This window comes from Pseudaeromonas sp. HNCC25DJ180, from assembly GCF_055413345.1.
On the sequence record NZ_JBVAYF010000012.1, the window covers coordinates 88,125 to 108,008 of the forward strand.

The 19,884-nt window shown below is 55.9% G+C and carries 14 protein-coding genes; 7 read left to right on the forward strand and 7 right to left on the reverse strand.

What is annotated here, in order from left to right; translation table 11 throughout:
* Nucleotides 1-4 precede the first annotated feature (4 nt).
* Entirely contained in the window at nt 5-550 is a 546-nt protein-coding gene (gene apt / locus ACZYTD_RS12350) for an adenine phosphoribosyltransferase (RefSeq protein ID WP_463892422.1), read from the reverse strand.
* Between the two features lie 228 nt (nt 551-778).
* Nucleotides 779-1,813 carry a porin gene (locus tag ACZYTD_RS12355; RefSeq protein ID WP_463892424.1) on the reverse strand — a complete coding sequence of 345 codons (1,035 nt, stop codon included), beginning with the start codon at nt 1,811-1,813 and terminating at the stop codon, nt 779-781.
* 305 nt (nt 1,814-2,118) lie between these two features.
* Between ACZYTD_RS12355 and dinG the strand changes: the two genes are divergently transcribed.
* Together dinG and ACZYTD_RS12365 are read left to right on the forward strand one after the other, a co-directional pair.
* Complete coding sequence (gene dinG, locus ACZYTD_RS12360) at nt 2,119-4,179, forward strand: ATP-dependent DNA helicase DinG (protein ID WP_463892426.1); 2,061 nt, start codon at nt 2,119-2,121, stop codon at nt 4,177-4,179.
* 166 nt (nt 4,180-4,345) lie between these two features.
* Entirely contained in the window at nt 4,346-5,041 is a 696-nt protein-coding gene (locus ACZYTD_RS12365; RefSeq protein ID WP_463892428.1) for a YccT family protein, read from the forward strand.
* An 82-nt stretch (nt 5,042-5,123) separates the two neighbouring features.
* Here the strand turns inward: ACZYTD_RS12365 and ACZYTD_RS12370 are convergent, their stop codons facing one another.
* From ACZYTD_RS12370 to ACZYTD_RS12385, 4 genes are all read right to left on the reverse strand, one after another.
* Nucleotides 5,124-6,314: an amino acid aminotransferase gene (locus ACZYTD_RS12370; protein ID WP_463892429.1), complete on the reverse strand. Its 1,191-nt coding sequence runs from the start codon at nt 6,312-6,314 to the stop codon at nt 5,124-5,126.
* A gap of 155 nt (nt 6,315-6,469) precedes the next feature.
* Nucleotides 6,470-7,429, reverse strand: coding sequence for a hypothetical protein (locus ACZYTD_RS12375; protein ID WP_463892431.1), 960 nt, complete (start codon nt 7,427-7,429; stop codon nt 6,470-6,472).
* Between the two features lie 24 nt (nt 7,430-7,453).
* Nucleotides 7,454-8,431, reverse strand: coding sequence for a lauroyl-Kdo(2)-lipid IV(A) myristoyltransferase (gene lpxM / locus ACZYTD_RS12380; protein WP_463892433.1), 978 nt, complete (start codon nt 8,429-8,431; stop codon nt 7,454-7,456).
* A gap of 90 nt (nt 8,432-8,521) precedes the next feature.
* Nucleotides 8,522-9,517 (reverse strand): adenosine deaminase, encoded by a 996-nt coding sequence (locus tag ACZYTD_RS12385; protein WP_463892434.1) that lies wholly within the window; start codon nt 9,515-9,517, stop codon nt 8,522-8,524.
* Between the two features lie 241 nt (nt 9,518-9,758).
* Here ACZYTD_RS12385 and ACZYTD_RS12390 point away from each other — a divergent pair, with 241 nt between their 5' ends.
* The 5 genes from ACZYTD_RS12390 to ttcA all read left to right on the forward strand — a co-directional run bounded on the left by ACZYTD_RS12390 (nt 9,759) and on the right by ttcA (nt 15,371).
* Nucleotides 9,759-10,514 carry an HAD-IIA family hydrolase gene (locus tag ACZYTD_RS12390; RefSeq protein ID WP_463892435.1) on the forward strand — a complete coding sequence of 252 codons (756 nt, stop codon included), beginning with the start codon at nt 9,759-9,761 and terminating at the stop codon, nt 10,512-10,514.
* 162 nt (nt 10,515-10,676) lie between these two features.
* Entirely contained in the window at nt 10,677-12,350 is a 1,674-nt protein-coding gene (gene asnB, locus ACZYTD_RS12395; protein WP_463892436.1) for an asparagine synthase B, read from the forward strand.
* Nucleotides 12,351-12,600: 250 nt separating this feature from the next.
* Nucleotides 12,601-13,356, forward strand: coding sequence for an FNR family transcription factor (locus ACZYTD_RS12400; protein ID WP_463892437.1), 756 nt, complete (start codon nt 12,601-12,603; stop codon nt 13,354-13,356).
* A 113-nt stretch (nt 13,357-13,469) separates the two neighbouring features.
* A complete protein-coding gene (gene uspE / locus ACZYTD_RS12405; protein WP_463892438.1) occupies nt 13,470-14,390 on the forward strand; it encodes a universal stress protein UspE in 921 nt (306 codons plus the stop codon).
* A 72-nt stretch (nt 14,391-14,462) separates the two neighbouring features.
* Nucleotides 14,463-15,371, forward strand: coding sequence for a tRNA 2-thiocytidine(32) synthetase TtcA (gene ttcA / locus ACZYTD_RS12410; RefSeq protein WP_463892440.1), 909 nt, complete (start codon nt 14,463-14,465; stop codon nt 15,369-15,371).
* A gap of 78 nt (nt 15,372-15,449) precedes the next feature.
* Here the strand turns inward: ttcA and mukB are convergent, their stop codons facing one another.
* Nucleotides 15,450-19,883, reverse strand: a complete 4,434-nt coding sequence (gene mukB / locus ACZYTD_RS12415) for a chromosome partition protein MukB (protein WP_463892442.1) — start codon at nt 19,881-19,883, stop codon at nt 15,450-15,452.
* Between the last annotated feature and the right edge of the window lies 1 nt (nt 19,884).

The window sequence follows — 19,884 nt, forward strand, 5'->3', positions numbered from 1 at the left end:
GCAATTACTCGCCGGCAAACTGCACCAGGCTCAAGGGCTCGACACCCGCGGCGATAAGCCGAGCCTCACCACCCAACTCAGGCAAGGAGATGACAAAGGCCGCCTGCTCGACAATGCCGCCGCAACGACGGATGAGTTTAACCGCCGCCTCGACTGTACCGCCGGTAGCCAGCAGATCATCAATCACCAGCACCTTGTCGCCAGGCGAAATGGCATCTTTGTGCATCTGCAGAGCGTCTTCACCATATTCCAGAGTGTAACTCTCCTCGAACACGGAGCGAGGCAACTTGCCCGGCTTGCGCACCGGCACAAACCCCAACCCCAGAGCCGCCGCCACCGGTGCGCCGAAGATAAAACCCCGCGCCTCGGTGCCCACCACCTTGTTAAGTGGCACATGGCGATAGTGTTCCACCAGCAGATCTATGGTGGCTTTGAACGCCTGGGGATGCTCCACCAAACTGGTGATATCGCGAAACTGGATACCCGGTTTAGGGTAGTCAGGGATGGTCTTGATGCATGAGGCGATAAAAGAGAGGGTTTCTGGCTGCATTAATAGTACCGGTTAAATAGATAGAAGCCCGCGTGTTAGAGATATCGGGCCCAACACTCACAGTGGCGCTAGCTTAGCAACCCCACTCTTCATTGCAACCTTTGCGGTGAGGAAGTCGTGGCGCACAGGGAAATCGGCCAGTTAGTAGACTTATCTGAATGAAAAAAGGGCAGCCTTATGGCTGCCCTTGACGAGTTGTATGGTGCTACAACCTGATCGGTATGGCTCTTAGAAGTTGTACTGAGCGCCCAGAGAAACGGCGTCGTTGTTATCTACACCTGCGGACTTACCATCTTCAATGCGGTACTCAACATAAGAGAAGAAGTTGCTGGTGAAGTTATACTGGGCATCGGCAACATAATAGCCGGTCACATCAGCACCTTGATCCTTCTGGTAGTAGCGGTTGTAGCCGCCCATGAAGGTCCACTTGTTCTCTGTGGTGTAAGAGCCATAGAGCTCCCAACCTTGCTCATCGGTATCAGCAGCACCAGCGTAGTAAGTCTTGGTGGCCGCGGTGTACAAACCGGCTGCATAGAAACCAGGAGCGCCTTGGGTACCGTAGGAAGTAGAGATAGCCCAACGATTGTTAGAATCCAGGTTGGTGTTGCTACCTACATTTTGATCAAAGTTACGGCTTTCAGCGCCCAGACCGACACCCATGCCAAAACCGAAGGTATAACCCAGGCTGGCGTTATAGGCATTGCTCAGGCCTTGAGAGGCATCGGCAAACTGGTAACCGGCAGAGGCACGGTAGCCACCCCAAGAGCCGCTATAGATAGCCTGCCCTTCTTGACGACCAGAGGTGTATGACTCATCACCCCAATCGTTGAAGAAGTCGGTCGCCGCCAGGGTGTCATAGAAGGCGGTGTCGGTCTGACCGAACAGGACCTTACCGGCTTGACCACCGTCAAAACCTAGATACAGGTGACGAGCGTAGAAATTTTGTCCCTTATCGCCAGCTTGAGCATCATTGTTGGCGGAAGATTGCTCGGCATTGACATGCCATTCACCACGGGCAAAAGCAGAAACCTGGCTGTTGATGGCGGTAGTGCCCTTCAGGCCAATACGACCAGTACCGATCAAGGTGGTCTTTTCTGCAGTCTTATCAAAACCACTCAAACGAGCCGCTTCTTTGTCGGCGATGTTAGCTTGGGCACGGCCATATACATCAAACTTTTGGCCATCTTTCTCATAGACGGTGGCCGCATTGGCGGATACTGCAAACAGAGCTGGAATGGTTACTGCAAGAAGAGTCTTTTTCATAATCGTTTGCCTACTGTAATTAATCACTAAGTCCTTGTTATTCCCTGTGGTAGTAGCGTTTCCGCCACTCAATTTTGAGACTAGCATACAAAATGTGAGGCGAGCAACAGAAAAAAGTGAACTATTCTGTTTCCTCGTTGTCAGCAGCATATTCGGTTAGCATTCAACGCCATATGCTGTTTCTCTGGCCATAACCATGGGTTTAGCACAGAGATTCAACTGCCTCACTCTCTCAAAATCGCCACGATTTTTGTTAGCCTGCTCACAACTCGCTATACTTACCCACCCCGGCCAGAGAGTCATCGATGATCCCCGATCCGATCAAAAAAGCAGTCAAGCTGAGTTATCAGAAGCTGGGTCAAGAACTAGCAGGTTTCATGCCAAGAAAGGAACAAAACTTTCTGGTGGCCGAGATAGTTAAGACCCTGTGCGGCGAATATGCCAGTAACAAACGCATTCTGGTGGCCGAAGCCGGCACCGGCATAGGCAAGTCCCTGGCCTACGCCCAGGCTGCCATTCCCTGTGCCAAACAGCTGAACAAGAAGCTGGTCATCTCCACCGCCACGCTCTCCCTACAGGAGCAGCTTATCCATAAGGATCTGCCCTTTTTCCGCTCGTTTAGCGCCACCGAATTCAGCTTTACCTTAGTCAAAGGACGTCAGCGTTACTGCTGCGTCCAACGGCTGGCTGATCTAACGGCCCAAGAGCAGCAACTCTCCTTTAGTGAGCTGCTGACGGTGCGCCCCAGCCCGGAGCAGAGCGCCTTATACCGTGAGCTGTGGCAAGCCTATAATGAAGGACGCTGGAGTGGCGACAGAGATAGCTGGCCAACCCAGTTGGACGAGGCATTCTGGCAGAGCATAGCCGCCGAACGACATCACTGTAATCCCATCCTCGGCCACCATGCTCAGTGTCCATTCCATCACGCTCGCAGCCGGCTAGATGAGATGGATGTCCTGGTCGTGAACCATGCGCTACTGCTGGCGGATCTGGCCTTGGGGGGCGGCGTGGTGCTACCGCCCCCCGAGGAGTGTTTCTATATTCTTGACGAAGCTCACCACCTACCAACTATTGCACGGGATCAGGGCGCAGCCCTCTGCAACCTGCAAGCGAGCCAAGCTTGGCTCACCAAGATGCCCCATCTTGGGGAAAGTGCAGCAAAAATAGTGCAAAATGGTCACTTGGCTCGTGCCGTCGAAGAGATCAGCCATCAGGTCTATGCCTGCCAGCACGATATCAAGCAGCTCGTTAGCCTGATCAACAGCCAGTCCGCTTGGTTTAAAGAAGATCCCCACCACCGCTTCCCCATGGAGCCGCTGGCTCCACCCTTGGCTGAACTGGTGACCAGCCTGGCAGAGCAAACCCGCAAGCTGGCTCGCAATCTGGAACGCTGCCAGCAGGCATTGACCGAGTCGATCAAGGAGGGGAAAGGCCGTCAACCTGCCGAGGAGCAGTTACTCGCCGAACTGGGATATGCCCTGAATCGAGTGACGCAGATGCAAGAGTTATGGCACCTCTACCGCAGTACAGGTAATACCCCGCCGATTGCCAAGTGGATTGTCAAAGAGGAGGCGAGCCAGGAGCTGACCCTCCATGCCGCCCCCCTGGAGATGGGCGGTTGGCTACAACAACAGCTCTGGTCACGCTGCCAGGGCGCGATCATACTCTCGGCCACCCTGACAGCCCTGAACCGCTTCGATCACTTCCGGGCACAAGCCGGATTGGGGTCTGAGGATGGCACTCGCTACCTGAGGCTGAAATCCCCCTTTGATTACCAGCAGGCTGAGCTACTCATCCCAACCATCTCCTGTGAACCGAGCGATCCCGGCTACACCCTGGCGCTCATCGAGCGGCTGCCCGATTTTCTGGATGGTCAATTGGCAACACTGATCCTGTTTGCCTCCTACTGGCAGATGCAGGAGGTGGCCAGCGGACTGCGCGCCCTAGGCCATACGCTGTTAGTGCAAGGCGAAGCATCGCGCGAGGCCCTGCTAACTTTACACAAGAGCCGCTGTGAATTCGGCACCCCCAGCATACTGCTGGGCACAGGCAGCTTCTCTGAAGGGCTGGATCTGCCGGGAAACCAACTGACTAACCTCATCATCACCAAGCTCCCCTTCGCCGTTCCCACTTCCCCTATTGAAGCGGCGCTCGCCGAGTGGGTCGAGCGCAAGGGCGGCAATCCCTTCTTGCAGATCACCCTGCCCGATGCCTCACGCAAATTGATCCAGGCCTGCGGCCGACTGATCCGCAAGGAGGGGGACAGCGGCCGGATAGTCCTGCTGGATCGTCGCTTGGTCACCCGTCACTACGGCAAGGGGCTCCTCGATGCCCTGCCCCCTTTCCGTCGATCCATCCACTATTGAGACCCTGTTCCCTTGTGTCAGCGTTCCATCCACGCCTGAGGCCCTGATCCCTTTGCCTCAACGCGCCATCCACTATTACTAGCTCTCTGTTGCTGGGACAGGGTAAAGCTGCAAGAATGGCCAGGCGTCATCAGTTCGACGCCAAAAATATATTTAAGGAGAGACGATGCGCTTGACACACTGTTTCATCGGAGTCGGGAGCCTGCTGTTTGCCATCGGCGCTTGGGCTGCGACCGCCATTGCCATACCGCACCCTTATGTGGCCTACCTGCTGGATGGCAAGCCGGTTAGCAATGATCTCTTCTCTTCTCGCTCATCCCTCACTCTCTCGCCTGGCCCGCACCAACTGGTGATCCGTTTCGAAGGGACCTTCAAGGATCAGAGCGAAAGCCGGTTGCTCAGCGGCGAGCCTGTTGTCATCAACCTGGTCACCAAACAAGATCAACAACTGGCCATCGAGTTTAGCTATCCACGCAGTTACAGCGCAGCAGAGCAATACCTGAAGCAACAGAAGCTGCAGTTTATCGACCAGCGTACTGGGCATGCGGTAAAGGCTGACTATTTCGTGATGCCAAAGAAAGAGGGCCTGCAAATAGGCCGCAACTATCAAGAAGAGCTGATCGCCATGGGTAAAGCCTTCGCGCAACCCGCAGGCCAAGCAGCGGCCCCCCAGGTCACAGCTCAAGCCGTGGCGGGCACAGCAGCCGTTGCCGCAGCAGCACAAATCACACCGCAAACAACCGCCAAAGGGCAAACCCTGGATAAGAATACCCAGGCGCTTGAGATGCTTAAATACTGGTATAACCAGGCTAATGGCGATACACGCAAGGCGTTTCAGTATTGGGTCATATCCCAGCAATAACCACGCTGACACACACCGAGCTTAGTCGGGAAACAGATGTAAAAAAGGCGCCTAATGGCGCCTTTTTGTTTAGTGCTCAAATTCAGATCACCTTGGCGATGGCCTGACACAGGGCATCTATGTTGCCACTGGTGATCCCTGCCACGCTAATGCGCCCTGAACCCACAATGTAGACAGCGAACTCATTCTTCAGCCGCGCCACCTGCTCCTTATTCAGACCAGAGAAGGAGAACATGCCATTTTGCTCTGTCATAAAGCTGAAGTCCTGGCTGACGCCATGGCTCTTCAACTTGGCCACAAAGAGCTCACGCATTTGCCATATGCGGTCCCGCATCTCCTTCACCTCGGCCACCCATTGGGCTTTGAGAGTCGGATCCTTGAGCACTGTGGTGACGACAGCGGCACCATGAGCTGGCGGGTTGGAGTAGTTGGCTCGGATCGCGGCCCGCACCTGGCTAAAGGCCACACCGGCAACACTATCTGACTCAGTCACCAGAGTGATGGCACCAACCCGTTCATTGTAGAGACCAAAGTTTTTCGAGAAGGAGCTAGCGACCAACAATTCCCGATTGTAGCGGGCAAACAGACGCAAGCCTGCGGCATCTTCATCGACCCCCCGAGCAAAGCCTTGGTAGGCGAAATCGAAGAAGGGCAGCAGTTTGCGTTCGGCGCAGAACTTGGCCAGCGCTTCCCACTGCTCCATAGTGGGATCTATGCCGGTGGGGTTATGGCAACAGCCGTGCAGCAGGACCACATCCCCCTCTTTAGCGGCAGCCAAAGAGCTCAACATGCCCTCAAAATCCAGGCCACGCGTAGCCGGGCTGTAATAGGTATATTCACCGGTTTCCAGACCCGCGGCACCAAATACCTGGAAGTGGTTTACCCAGGTAGGATTGGAGATCCAGACCTTACGGCTCAACTTTTGGCGGGAGAGAAACTCGGCGCCGATGCGCAAAGCACCAGTACCACCGGGCGCCTGTGCGGTACGGGCACGTTTGCTGGTGACAATTTCATTGTCAGCACCAAACAGCAACTGTTGCACCAGTTGGCCATAGTCGGCATTGCCTTCGATGCTCAGGTAGTTTTTGGTTTTCTCGGTTTCCAGCAGGATCTGCTCAGCCGTCTTGACACAATTGAGAATGGGCGTGTCACCAGCATCATTCTTGTAGATCCCTACACCCAGGTTGATCTTGTGGCTACGGGTGTCATTTCGAAACTCGTCGGTCAGACCCAGGATGGGATCGGCGGGTGCAGCTGTTACCTTTTCAAACATGTTTGTCCCTGTCTTTGCTTGGTTTGTATCGATGGCGGCAGGCCGAGTCGAGGACCTGGGCGTCAATAGGGCGCACCAGACGGGCGCGCCAGCCAGTTATACCACCCAACGGGGTGGTAAAAAATGATTTTTGCCTCTGATAACCCACATCTGAGTCATACATTCTCCCCCGAGAGTTGATGGCTAGAAAACAGCACCAGACTCTCCTGCTCCAACCACAGTTGCTGGCTGATAAGCGGCGCCAATAAATTTTGCAAGCCTGAGGGTAACTTGATCTCATCCCAAGCCACATCAGCAGCCAAAGGGCGGCCATAACAGGCAGCCAGTTGGCTGACATCTTGGGGTAACGGCAACCGCAAGGGACGCTTTAGCCGCTCGGCTAACGCCATGGCTTGGGCCAACGCCTTCGGATGCCAGTCACACAGATGCCCCCAGGCAAAGCCGGGTGTTAATCGCAAGAGAAATTGTTCGGCCAGTTGCGTATGGGCAGCAGGGGCCAGCAGCAGCAACTCGTCGGCGGCAGGCGCCAAGGTTACAAAGGCAGCCCGGCTATCCACTGTGATGAGCCGCGCGGGGGCTCGCTCCTGCCACAACACCTTGTGCAGGCGCTGTAGCGCAGCCTCAGGCAGGATCAGCTCGCCGAGTAACGCAAGCTGCGGCCTAGCATCTAACAGTTCACCCTGGGCAAAGAAGAGTGAAAAGTGGCCATAGCCTCGCAACCTGAGCAGTCCGTCCTGCACCGGCTGAGTGCCCTCAGCGACCAGGGCAGCAAGCTCGAGCTCAGACCAGGCATGCTGCCGCCCACCTTTAAGCAGCGCCGCCAGTACATGGCGGTGGCAACGCGCAGGCAACTCCAAGGCCAAGGTTTGCAAAGCGCTCTCGGCATCTGGCCGAGCTAACAACGCGTGCTCTAGTAGCGCCTGTTGCAGATGATAACGTCCGGCTCTGGTGGCTTGATAGCAGCCGAGTTCCGGCAACGCCTCCACCCACCCCTGCTCTTGCCACAGGGTCAGTTGCATCAAGGCCCAACGCTTGCGAGCCTTAATGCTGGGTTGCGCCACCAAAGCCTCCACCAGCAAGCGGGTCGGCTTATCCTCCAGTCCGTCGATCTTCACCCTGCATCCCTGCTTTAAGAGAACTTATTGCCGCTGGCGTATCTTGCGGATACCCGCCTCGTAGAAGCCTTCACTCCCCCCTTCCGGCCGGGTCTGAAAATACTTGAGAAACCACATGTACTGTTCACGGCGCGGCTCCAGCAAGATCTCAATCTCCTCATTCATCTTACGCGTGTCGGCCACCAGATCGTCTGTCGGGTAGGGCTGCAATGCCGGACGGAAGATGAGCTCATAACGGCGTGATCGCTGATCATACGAGCAAAACAGCGGGAATACGGTGGCGCCCGTCAATTTGACCAGCTTGGGCAGTGCCGGCAGCGTCGCCTTGGGCTGACCAAAAAATGGCACAAACAGGCTGGCCTCTGGCCCATGATCCTGATCGGGTAAATAGAAGAAGTGAAAGCCATCGCGCATGGACTTGATCACCGGCTTGATGCCGCTACTGCGCTCATACACCTTGCCGCCGAAGCAGGCCCGTTGCCGATTGATAAACCAGTCATACACCGGATTCTTGGCACTGTGCATCATGGTGCACATGGTAAGGCCTTGAGCTGTGAGATAGAGCCCGGCCATGTCGATGGCCCAGGAGTGAGGGATCATGAAAATCACCGGTTTCCCTTGCGCCAACACAGGCGCCACATGCTCCCACCCCTGCAACTTGAAGCGCCGCAGGAATAGGGCTCGCGGTAAAAAGGTAGCTTCGGCGAAGGCGAAGAAGGTCTTGAGTCCAACCTTGATGGAATCCAGGAGCAGGGCTTCACGCCCCACCTCATCTAACTCGGGAAAACAGAGCTCAAAGTTGGTGCGCGCTATGTAACACTGCTTCTTGGAAAAACGGATCACCAAAGGTGCAAAACTGCCCGCCATGGCGTCACGCCATCTGACTGGCAGCCAGGAGAGCAGCGCCAGCAGACCCAGACTAAGCCAGGTTAACCCATGTTTAGGATGGAGAAACGCCCACTGAAAGCGATGATCAAAAACCGGATCGCGAGATATCGACATGAAAAATCCGTAGCAGATGAAAGAGGTGACGCCTGGCATGATAAAGAAAAGCCCGAGCAAGATCATCTGCCCGGGCCTATTCGTGTTGACTCAGACGTAAGCCAAAATTTGCTGTGCTAATGCCTGCTTGGCCTTCTCATCCAACCAACTGGCTTCGACAGAATTGAGTGCCAACTGCCGTAACTGCTCTTTGGATGCCTGCAGGTGATCCACCAAGGCCTGGTAGTTAGCCCCCATATAGCCCCCGAAATAAGCCGGGTCATCGGAATTGACAGTGACGCAGAGCCCCTTATCCAACAGCGCCAGAATATTATGTTGTGCCATATCCGAAAAGACACGCAAACGGACATTGGAGAGCGGACAGACGGTTAGTGGCATCCGCTCTGCAGCCAGACGCGCAATCAATAAGGGATCATCACTACTGCGCACACCATGATCGATACGATCCACATGCAACAGATCCAAGGCATCCCAGATATAGCTGGCAGGCCCCTCCTCTCCGGCATGGGCCACCAGGCGAAAGCCCAGTGACTTGGCCTTGGCAAAGACACGGGCAAATTTTTCCGGGGGATTACCCAGCTCGGAGGAATCAAGCCCGATGCCGTGGATAAGTTGCCGATAGGGCATGGCCTGCTCCAACACGGCAAAGGCCGACTCCTCACTCAGATGACGCAAGAAACTGAGGATCAGGCGACTGGTGATGCCATACTGCTGCTCCGCCTGCTCCAGAGCGGCCTGAATACCGTGAATAACGGTTGCCAAGGAAATGCCGCGCTCTGTGTGCGTCTGCGGATCAAAGAAGATCTCGGTATGCAGCACCTTATCTTGGTGACAACGTTCCAGATAGGCCCAGGTGAGATCGTAAAAATCCTGCTCCTTTTGCAACACGGCCGCCCCTTGATAGTAGAGGTCGAGGAAGGATTGCAGATCAGTGAACTGGTAGGCCGCCTGCAGCGTCACCACATCAGGATAGGGCAGCACCACCCCATTCCGTTTGGCTAGGGTAAACAGTAACTCAGGTTCGAGCGTCCCTTCGATATGCAGATGCAACTCAACTTTAGGCAACCCGGCAACAAACCTGTTCATTCAACACTCCCCCACACAACTCAGCGCCAACAGGCATAAATAAAAGCGGCCAATTGTAGGTGGATGTCACGGGAAAAACCTCGACTAAATCGAGATTCGGCTTCGAAACCAGGTAAAAATCGCGCTCAATCACAGAGGCATGGAGATATTGCGCTCATGACGCCTCTGGTTTGTCTTGCAATGCCCTCCCCAGCCAGTTACAAACAGCGAGTATCGATTATCTCTTGCTGAGGAGTGTTGTTTGAGTAACAAGCGAAGTGTCATCTGCGATATTGACGGCGTGATCCTGCACAATAATACGCTCATCCCGGGAGCCAATGAGTTTGTGCACCGACTGATTGAACAAGAGACACCCCTGCTCTTTCTCACCAACTATCCGGGCCAAACCCCCAAAGATCTACAAAACCGTTTCCAGGCGGCAGGGGTCAATGTTCCGGAGGAGTGCTTCTATACCTCGGCCATGGCCACCGCGGCCTTCCTCACTCGTCAGGAGGGGCGCAAAGTCTATGTGGTGGGTGAAGGGGCGCTTACTCATGAGCTCTACATGGCAGGCTTTAGCATCACGGATATAGATCCTGATTTTGTGGTAGTTGGCGAAACCCGAAACTATAACTGGAACATGATCCAGCTGGCGGCCCAATTTGTGGCCCGTGGGGCCCGCTTTATTGCCACCAACCCGGACACTCACGGACCCCACATGTACCCGGCCTGTGGGGCCTTGTGTGCCCCGATCGAGCGCATGACTGGCAAACAGCCCTTTTATGTGGGCAAACCCAGTGCCTGGATCATCCGCGCCGCGCTGAACAAGATGCAGGCCCATTCGGAGAGCACGATCATCATAGGGGACAATCTACGCACCGATATTTTGGCCGGATTTCAAGCGGGTCTGGAGACTGTGCTGGTGCTCTCGGGCGTCAGCAAGATGAGTGATATCGACCAGGTACCGTTTCGTCCTAATCACATCTTCGAGTCTGTGGCTGACATAGATCTGATTTAAGACGTCTATTTTCCAGCCATTCGCACCATTCTTGGCCCTCAATGACCCGAAACTGACATTTCTGCTTGCAGAGGGTTGGCGCCCTCTGGCAGATTGGCGGGTGAGGAATGAAAAGGACAAGTGGGCCAACGTGGGGCCCAACTATTCGAGGATAAAGGAAGCATGTGTTCTATTTTTGGTATTCTGGACATCAAGTCCGATGCAGTAGCCTTGCGCAAGACTGCGTTGGAGATGTCCAAGCGTCTGCGTCACCGCGGCCCTGACTGGTCCGGTATTTATAGCACCGACAAGGCGATTCTGGTTCACGAGCGTCTCTCTATCGTGGATCCGGGTAATGGTGCGCAACCGCTCTATAACCCTGAACGAACTCACGTCCTGGCCGTTAACGGCGAAATCTATAATCACAAGGAACTGGAAAAGACACTGACTGTCGACTTCCAATTCCAGACTGGCTCGGATTGCGAAATTATCCTGGCCAAGTACAAGGAAAAGGGTCCGGCCTTTTTGGATGAGATCAACGGTATCTTTGCCTTCATCCTCTACGATGCCGAGCAAGACGCCTATCTCATTGGCCGTGATCACATGGGCATCATCCCCATGTACATGGGTTACGATGAAAACGGTAACTTCTATGTTGCCTCCGAAATGAAGGCGCTGACCCCAGTCTGCAAGAGCGTGCAAGAGTTCCCACCAGGACACTACCTGTGGAGCAAAGACGGCGAGCTTACCCGCTACTATGAGCGGGACTGGATGGAGTACGACAACGTCAAGGACAATGTCACCGACAAACTGGCGCTGCGCGATGCCTTGGAAGACGCGGTCAAGCGTCAACTGATGTGTGACGTACCCTACGGTGTGCTGCTCTCTGGTGGTCTGGACTCCTCCATCATCTCTGCCGTCACCAAGCGCTATGCGGCTCGTCGTGTGGAAGATGATGGCAAGTCAGAAGCCTGGTGGCCCCAGTTGCACTCCTTCGCCGTAGGCCTCAAGGGCTCACCGGATCTGGCCGCGGCGCAAAAAGTCGCCGACCATCTGGAGACCATCCACCATCAGATCACCTTCACGGTGCAAGAGGGTCTGGATGCGCTGCGTGATGTGATCTATCACCTGGAAACCTACGACGTCACGACGATTCGTGCCTCTACCCCCATGTACCTGATGGCTCGCTACATCAAGGCCATGGGCATCAAGATGGTGCTCTCCGGTGAAGGCTCCGATGAGCTGTTCGGTGGCTACCTCTATTTCCATAAGGCTCCTGATGCCAAGGAGTTTCACGAAGAGACAGTGCGTAAGCTCTCCCAGCTGCACATGTATGACTGCCTGCGTGCCAACAAGTCCATGGCGGCTTGGGGCGTGGAAGGCCGTGTACCCTTCCTGGACAAGGAGTTCATGGATGTGGCCATGCGCCTCAATCCTAAGGACAAGATGTGTGGCAACGGCAAGATCGAGAAGCACCTGCTGCGTGAGGCCTTTGAGCACTACCTGCCTAAGGAAGTGGCATGGCGTCAGAAGGAGCAGTTCTCCGATGGCGTGGGCTACTCCTGGATCGATAGCCTGAAGGTGCATGTTGAAAACGAAGTGAGCGACCAGATGTTTGAAGCGGCCGCGTTCCGCTTCCCGATCAACACCCCGTTGACCAAGGAAGCCTACTTCTATCGCGCCATCTTCGAAGAGCACTTCCCACTGGAATCAGCTGCCCGTTGCGTGCCTTACGGCAAGTCTGTCGCCTGCTCCACGCCCAAGGCATTGGAGTGGGATGAACAGTTCAAGCTGATGGCCGACCCCTCAGGCCGTGCCGTCATGGGTGTGCACAACGAGGCACTCAAAGCCGATTAAGGTTAGTTCATACTGCAACCAGTAAAGGCCTGCAACTGCAGGCCTTTTTTATGGCTGCTTTATCACGTCAGCGAAACAGAAGAGTCCAAGCTTGCACCAACATGCGTCTTTCTCCCCATCAGTGGATTCTATTGATCCCACCTCACGCACCAAATTTGCACCTTACCTTGATACAGCGCTAACTCTATTCAGTTCGATCCATTGATGTTAAAATAGTTTGATAAAAATCAATTTCTACGTGATGAGCTCTATGATCCCGGATAAGAAACTTGGCAAAAGAGTGCAGTTAGGCGGGTGTGCCATCCATTGTCAGGATTGCAGCATCAGTCAGCTTTGCATTCCATTCAGTTTGAATGACAACGAGTTGGATCAACTCGATAATATTATTGAGCGCAAGAAGCCTATTCAGAAGGGTGAAGCCCTATTCAAGGCTGGCGACGAGCTCAAATCCCTCTATGCCATTCGCTCCGGCACCATCAAGTCTTACACCATCACAGAGCAGGGAGATGAGCAGATCACCGGCTTCCATCTGGCTGGCGATCTGGTGGGCTTTGATGCCATCCATCGCCAGCAGCACCCCTCATTTGCCCAGGCCCTGGAGACCTCCATGGTCTGTGAGATCCCTTATGACATACTGGATGATCTCTCCGGTAAGATGCCCAAGCTGCGTCAGCAGATCATGCGGCTGATGAGCAATGAAATCATGGGTGATCAGGAGATGATCTTGTTGCTCTCCAAGAAGAATGCGGAAGAGCGACTGGCCGCCTTCTTGTATAACCTCTCCACCCGTTTTGCCGAACGGGGCTTTTCCGCCCGCGAATTCCGCCTCTCCATGACCCGTGGCGATATTGGCAACTATCTGGGCCTCACGGTCGAAACCATCAGCCGCCTACTGGGACGCTTCCAGAAGCTGGAGCTTATCAAGGTGAAGGGTAAATACGTCACTATCGTCAACAACAACTCCCTCGCCGAACTGGCGGGGATGCCCTCCTGCCCCGCTAGCTGATCTATTGCACGGCCTGACAATACTCAATTTGTTGGCCGTGCTCATACTTTCTGCCCCTATTTAAGCTAACCTAGTCTCAAGCGAACTCTTTTTTCGATGTTCGAGGGGGACTCATGATCAAGTACCGCAATCTTCTGGTTGTCATCGATCCCAATATGGAGACGCAACCAGCGCTGTATCGTGCTGTGGAGATAGCCCGCTTGCAGGATATCGCCACCATCAAAGTGTTCATGCCTATCTATGATTTCTCCTATGAGATCACCTCCATCCTCTCATCTGAAGAGCGGGAGGAGATGCGTACCGGCGTGGTGGCCCAGCGCGAGGAGTGGCTGGAGACGCTAATCCAACCCTATCGCGATGAAGGATTGCATTTGGATCTCAAGGTGATCTGGCACGGCCGCCCCTTTGAGAGCATCTTGCAGGAGTGCCAAAGCTTCCAGCACGATCTCATCATCAAGAGTGCCCACCAGCACTCGTTACTGGAGACCTTCATCTTCACCCCCACCGACTGGCATCTGATCCGCAAAGCCACAGTGCCCCTGCTGCTGGTGAAAGAGCATGACTGGCCCGCCGATGGCAATATTCTGGTGGCGTTGAACTTCAGCAATGAGCCCGAGCAAAATACGCTCAATCTCAAGCTGTTACGTGAAGCCAGCCAGGTGGCTCACTTGGTCAAAGCCAAGTTGCATCTGGTCAATGCGGTGCCGGCTCCTGCGGTCAACATAGCCCTGGAAGTGCCCGGCTTCACTCCGGAGATCTATAACGAGGCCATTCGCCAACATCATGTGACCATGATGGCCGACTTTGCTGCCAGGCATCACATTCCCACCGAGCAAACCCATGTGCTGGACGGACTGCCCGAAGATGTGCTGCCAGAGCTGGCCCAGCAACTGGACGCCGAACTCATTCTGCTGGGCAGTGTGGGGCGTACGGGCTGGTCTGCCGCGCTGATAGGCAACACAGCCGAGCAAGTCATCGACAGTCTCAATTGCGATCTACTGGTGCTGCGCGCCGATCCAGCCGCCACAGAGTAAGTCGCAACCACCCTTGCCGTCATTCGGGAGCTGGCTATAATAGCGGCCTATTTTCTCCCGGATGACCGCACCATGTCTGACGAACCGAACAGCAAACAGATCTACAACCTCAACAAGCTACAGAAGCGCCTGCGGCGCCATGTGGGTCAGGCCATCTTCGATTTCAACATGATTGAAGAGGGCGACAAGGTGATGGTCTGTCTCTCCGGCGGCAAAGACAGCTACAGTCTGTTGGATATACTGCTTAATCTGCGGGCCAGCGCCCCCATCCACTTCGATATCGTAGCGGTGAATCTGGATCAAAAGCAGCCCGGCTTTCCTGGCCATGTGCTGCCGGAATATTTGGCGACCCTGGGTATCCCCTACAAGATAGTGGAGGAGGACACCTACTCCATCGTTAAGGATAAGATACCGGAAGGCAAAACCACCTGCTCTCTCTGCTCACGCCTGCGCCGTGGCATTCTCTATCGCACCGCAACCGAACTGGGGGCCACCAAGATAGCCTTGGGTCATCATAGAGACGACATTCTGGAAACCCTGTTCCTCAACATGTTCTTCGGTGGCAAGATGAAGTCCATGCCACCGAAACTGGTGAGCGATGATGGCAAGCATGTGGTGATCCGCCCCTTAGCCTACTGCAAGGAGAAGGATCTGATCCGTTACGCCGAGTGGAAGGCCTTCCCCATCATTCCTTGCAACCTGTGCGGCTCTCAGGAAAACCTGCAACGCCAAGCCATCAAGCAGATGCTGCAAGAGTGGGACAAGCGCTTCCCCGGTCGTATCGAGACCATGTTCAAGTCATTGCAAGATGTGGTGCCTAGCCACCTGCTGGATCACAAGATCTTCGATTTCAAGAGCATTGACCGTCACAGCGGCATCATCAATGGTGGGGATATCGCCTTCGATAAACCCGAGATAGCGCCCGTGCCGCTGCTGGATATCGAGGAGAGCGACAAGCTGCAGATCATCGAGCTCACCTGATCTGCACTGCGCTTCAAGCTCCGTAGTAACAAAAAGCCCGGGTCAAATGACCCGGGCTTTTGCACTCTAGAGCGCGTCTTAAGCGCTGAGGCGCTCCTCACCACTGACATAGCCGAAGCCACGCAGCCCCACCACATGCACATGTTCGTGCTTGCCATGAACCTTACGGATCAGCTTATAGGTGGTGCCCTTCTCTGGGCTGATGTTTTCCGGGGCGGCGATCAGCAGTTGCATATCCTGCCGCTCACAGAGCTCGAACAGGGTGGCGATGGACTTGGCATCCAACCGCGCCGCCTCATCGAGGAACAGCAGACGGCAAGGCAGAATATCCTTGGCGCGCAACCGCTTGGCATCTTCTTCCCAGCTCTGCAGCACCATCAGCAAAATAGCCTGACCCGTCCCTATCGCCTCACCCGTGGAGAGGGCCCCACTCTCGGCCCGTAACCAGCCATCGACACCACGCTGAACTTCGATCTCCAGCTCCAGATAGTTACGGTAATCGAGTAGCGCCTCACCCAGCACCTGATGGCTGCGCTCGCCCTGGTCGATATGTGGATTCAAGCGCTGGAACAGCTTGGCCATGGCCTCGGAGAAGGTGATCTCCCCGTCGGCAAACAAGTCCTGATGCAGTGTGGCCTGATCCCCCAGGGCATTGAGCAGACGGGCATAGGCCTCGCGCACGTTGACGTTGAGCCGCACCCCGCGCACCTGACCAAAGGTGATATTTTGCAGCCCCTGGTTGAGCACCCGGATCCGGTTCTGCTCACGACGTATGATGTTGGTGATCTTGGCCGCCACCTCGGTTGAGCTCAAGGAGAGGTGCGCCTCTCGCTGCTTGAGTTCATCAGCCAGACGGGAGAGCTCGATTTCCATCTCCTCTATGGCCTCCACCGGATCATCTGAACGGATAATATCGTGGCGGATACGCTCCTTGAGATAACGATAGACCACCACATAGAAGCCCACCTTCTGCTCCGTGTTGCGGTTGCCTTCGGAGAGTCGCAGCGCATCCCGCAGCTCTTCATCCTGACTCACCGCCAGACGCAAGGCGCCCAGGGCCTTATCCGACATTGAGCGCAGCTCGTCGGCATCCAGATAGGCCAGCTCGCGGCGATTCAACCGCTTCTCCACATCATTGTCCCGGGCCAGGCGCAGCACCCGGTTCCAGCTCTGTTTGTGGTGGATCAGCAGCTTGCGTGCCAGACGATAATCCTTGCCCTCATGGCCCAACCGCGCCTGAATGCTGTCGATATCCCGGCGACATACCTGGAATTGCGCCTCGGCTTGGGTGCGGCGAGAGCGGGTGCGCACCAGTTGCTCCTCCACATCCCGCTTATGATGGCGCGCCTTCTCCTCCATATCCGGAGTTATGGTCAGCCCCATGGCGGCCAACTCCTGCTCGAACTCTCCCAGCGTCTGGCGCTTGGCCTCCACGCTGGAGTGCAGAGCCGTCTTCACCTGCATGGACTCAGTGAAGCGCGCCTGGATCTGGCTAACCGAACTGGTCAACTGCCGACGGGCCAGCTCGGCCTCCGCCAGCTTGGCCTTCAAGCGTTCGCTGATCTGGGAGGTCTGCCCCAGCATGGCTTCGGCATCCTGATAGGCAAAATGACCACTGCGAGCCAGCAACTCATCCAGGGTAAAACTGCGACGCCGCGCCTGGGTCAGCTGTTGCTCCGCCTCGTCATAGCCTTGCTGTAACTCATCGAGATTCTGCGGATCTTCCCGCAACAGATGGGCCTGGGAGGCCAGCTCATCCAGCCATGGCCCCTTGTGCCGCAAAAATGTCTCAGCCTGCTGCAGTGCGGCTAATTCAGCTTGCGCCAACTGCAAGCGCTCGCTGTCATCGCCCGCGTTGAGCAGATGCAGCAGGGGGCGCAATCGCTGAATGAGAGCCAACGCCGCTCGGGCTGACTCCTGATTGGCTCGGTATTGTGCATCCTGCTGTTGCCGCTCACCCTGGGCGCTTTGCAGCTCACGCATCTTGGCTTGCAACAGCTCCAATTCTGCCTCGGGATCGGCCTCAAAAGCGACGCTCAAATGCTCGGCAATAAATTGACTGAAGTGGTGATAGGTGCGGCTATGCTTTTGTTGCTCAAATGCAGAGGTTGCATAGGCATCAATCAGCGCCTCACGCTCCTGCTCCAGCACCGCCACTCGTTGCTCGCGGGCCGCGCGGCCAAATAGCGGCACCTTGGGGTAACGGGAGTAGCGCACCTGACGCTCGCTGGCGCGCACCACCAGCGCCTGCTCTAGCTCTCGAGCATCCAGTAGATCCTCATCAAAGGATTCAGGATTGCCCTGCACCAGGTAGATATCGTCCGGCACATCCTCCAGACTCTTCAACCGCTCTATGGCCCCTTCCAGATCGGCGACGACCACGGCAGCACGAGCGGGTCCATACAGCGCTGAGTAATAGGGCGCATCCTCTATGTTGATGTCATCGTAGACATCACACAGCAGCACCCCATCCAACTGTTCGGCTACGCGCGCAAGGCGCTCGTCTACTTCGCCCCCCACATTTTGTAGACGACGGATCTGGGCCTCCAGCTCCAGCTTGCGCTGTTGCAGCCGATTCTTCTCGCTCTCGGCCTGCCGCTCTCGCTCCAGGGCCTTGTGCATCGCTTGCGAGACGGCCTGCGCATTTTCCAGCGGCTCAGCCGCCAGCTCACGCAACTTATCGAGTTTCTCTTGGGCCACCAACCAGGCCGGGGCCACTTTTTTGAGCTGCTCGATGCGAGTACGGGCTTGAATGAGTTGCTGCTCTACCTGAGCCGCCTGTTGCCGTCCACCTTCCAACTGCTCGGTCAAGGAGTCCAGACGAGCCTGCTGCTCTTCACTCACTAGCTCCAGGCTCTCTTCATCCACTACCTGGATCTGGTAGTGACGCTGCAACTCCTGGCTATGACGTTGCGCCAGTTGGCACTGTTCACGCTCGCGCTCCAGATCGCCCACCGCCCGCTGGATCTGGGTAGTGCGCGCCAACAGATCTCGCGACTGCTGGCTCTGGCGCAGCAACTGCTGGGCCGTCTCCCAGGCCTGCTCCCGCTCGACGGGCCCCGCTATCTTGCCCAACAGGGTCAGAGTCGACTCATACTGGCTGGCCGCGGCCTTGGCCAGATTGAGGCGCTGCTGCACCGCGAGCAGGGCATCGGTCAACTGCCGCTCCTGCTCCTTGAAACGACCCTGCTGGTGAGCCACACCGGTCACATCCAGATCCGGCAACTGACACAGCTCACGGGCACTCTCCAAGGCCTTGATGGCTTGGCGATACTGAATAGCTCGGGTCTGCTGAATGTCCAGCGCCTGCTGATAATCGGCCAACTGGGTCTTAAGGCTATCCACCTCCCCTTCGGTCAGTTGCTTTTTCTGCTCCAGATCCTGGCGCTGTTCACCCAGCTCCTCGACCATAGCCAATTGCTCTTCCAGGCGCATGGCCAGCTCGCTGACATCCTCCCGGTACTGTTCAATCTTTTTACCCAGGGCCACCCCGTTGATCACCTTGGCCAGCAGCTCGGAGGCCGCCTCCAGCTCATCCGTCAGGTGTTTTTCCCGTGCCTGCATCTGCTCGGCTTCATCGGCCAGGAAGATGGCGCGCTGCTTCTCTTCGCGCAGCAGACGGTGCTTATCCTGCAGTTGCCGCCGCCCAGCCAGTGCCGTCTCGGAGAGATGCGCCTTCTCTGTGCTGTTCCGCATGTAGTCGGCCGCCACATAGTGGGTGGTCTCTGTAATGAGGTTACGGAACAGATCCCGCTGGGACTGGGTCTCATGGATGGCATCCAGAGTGCGGCGGTTCTCATAGATGGCAGCCTCCATATCCTGGAACGCCTTGCGCACCCCGGAGTTTTCCGGCAGCAGGTATTCACGCAAGGAGCGGGTGATGGAAGAGGAGATACCGCCATAGAGTGAGGCTTCGATCAGGCGATAGAAACGGGCCCGATCTTTTTGATCCCGCATCTTCTTCGGCAATATGCCGTACTCGAACATGAAGTTGTGATAATCGGTCACCGAATTGAACTTGGCGACTTTCAAGGCACCCAGTTCGGCGGCCACCTTACGCAAGTCGGCAAAGGGACGCACCTTGGCCTTGTCGCCATCGAGCTTCTCCAGCAGCAACTCGGTAGGCTGGATCCCCTCGGGCACCTCCAGCAAGGCAAAGGGGGTGATGTTGACCTTGTTATCGCGGTTCGCCACCTGCTCCAGATGTACACCAACCCAGATGCGCTGATCCCGGGAGTTTTGCACGTCGATCAGCGAATAGCAGTGGCCCCGCTGCAGCTTGCCATACAGCCCCTTGTCACGGCTGGCACTGGAGCTGCCCGCCTCTGTGGTGTTGCGGAAATGGAGCAGAGTCTGATCGGGAATGAGCGCCGTGATAAGCGACGCCATGGTGGTGGATTTCCCCGCCCCATTCCCGCCAGAGAGCGTAGTTACCAGTTGGTCAAGTTCGAAGGTCCGGGCAAAGAAGCCGTTCCAGTTGACCATAGTCATTGATTTAAACTTACCGCGCATG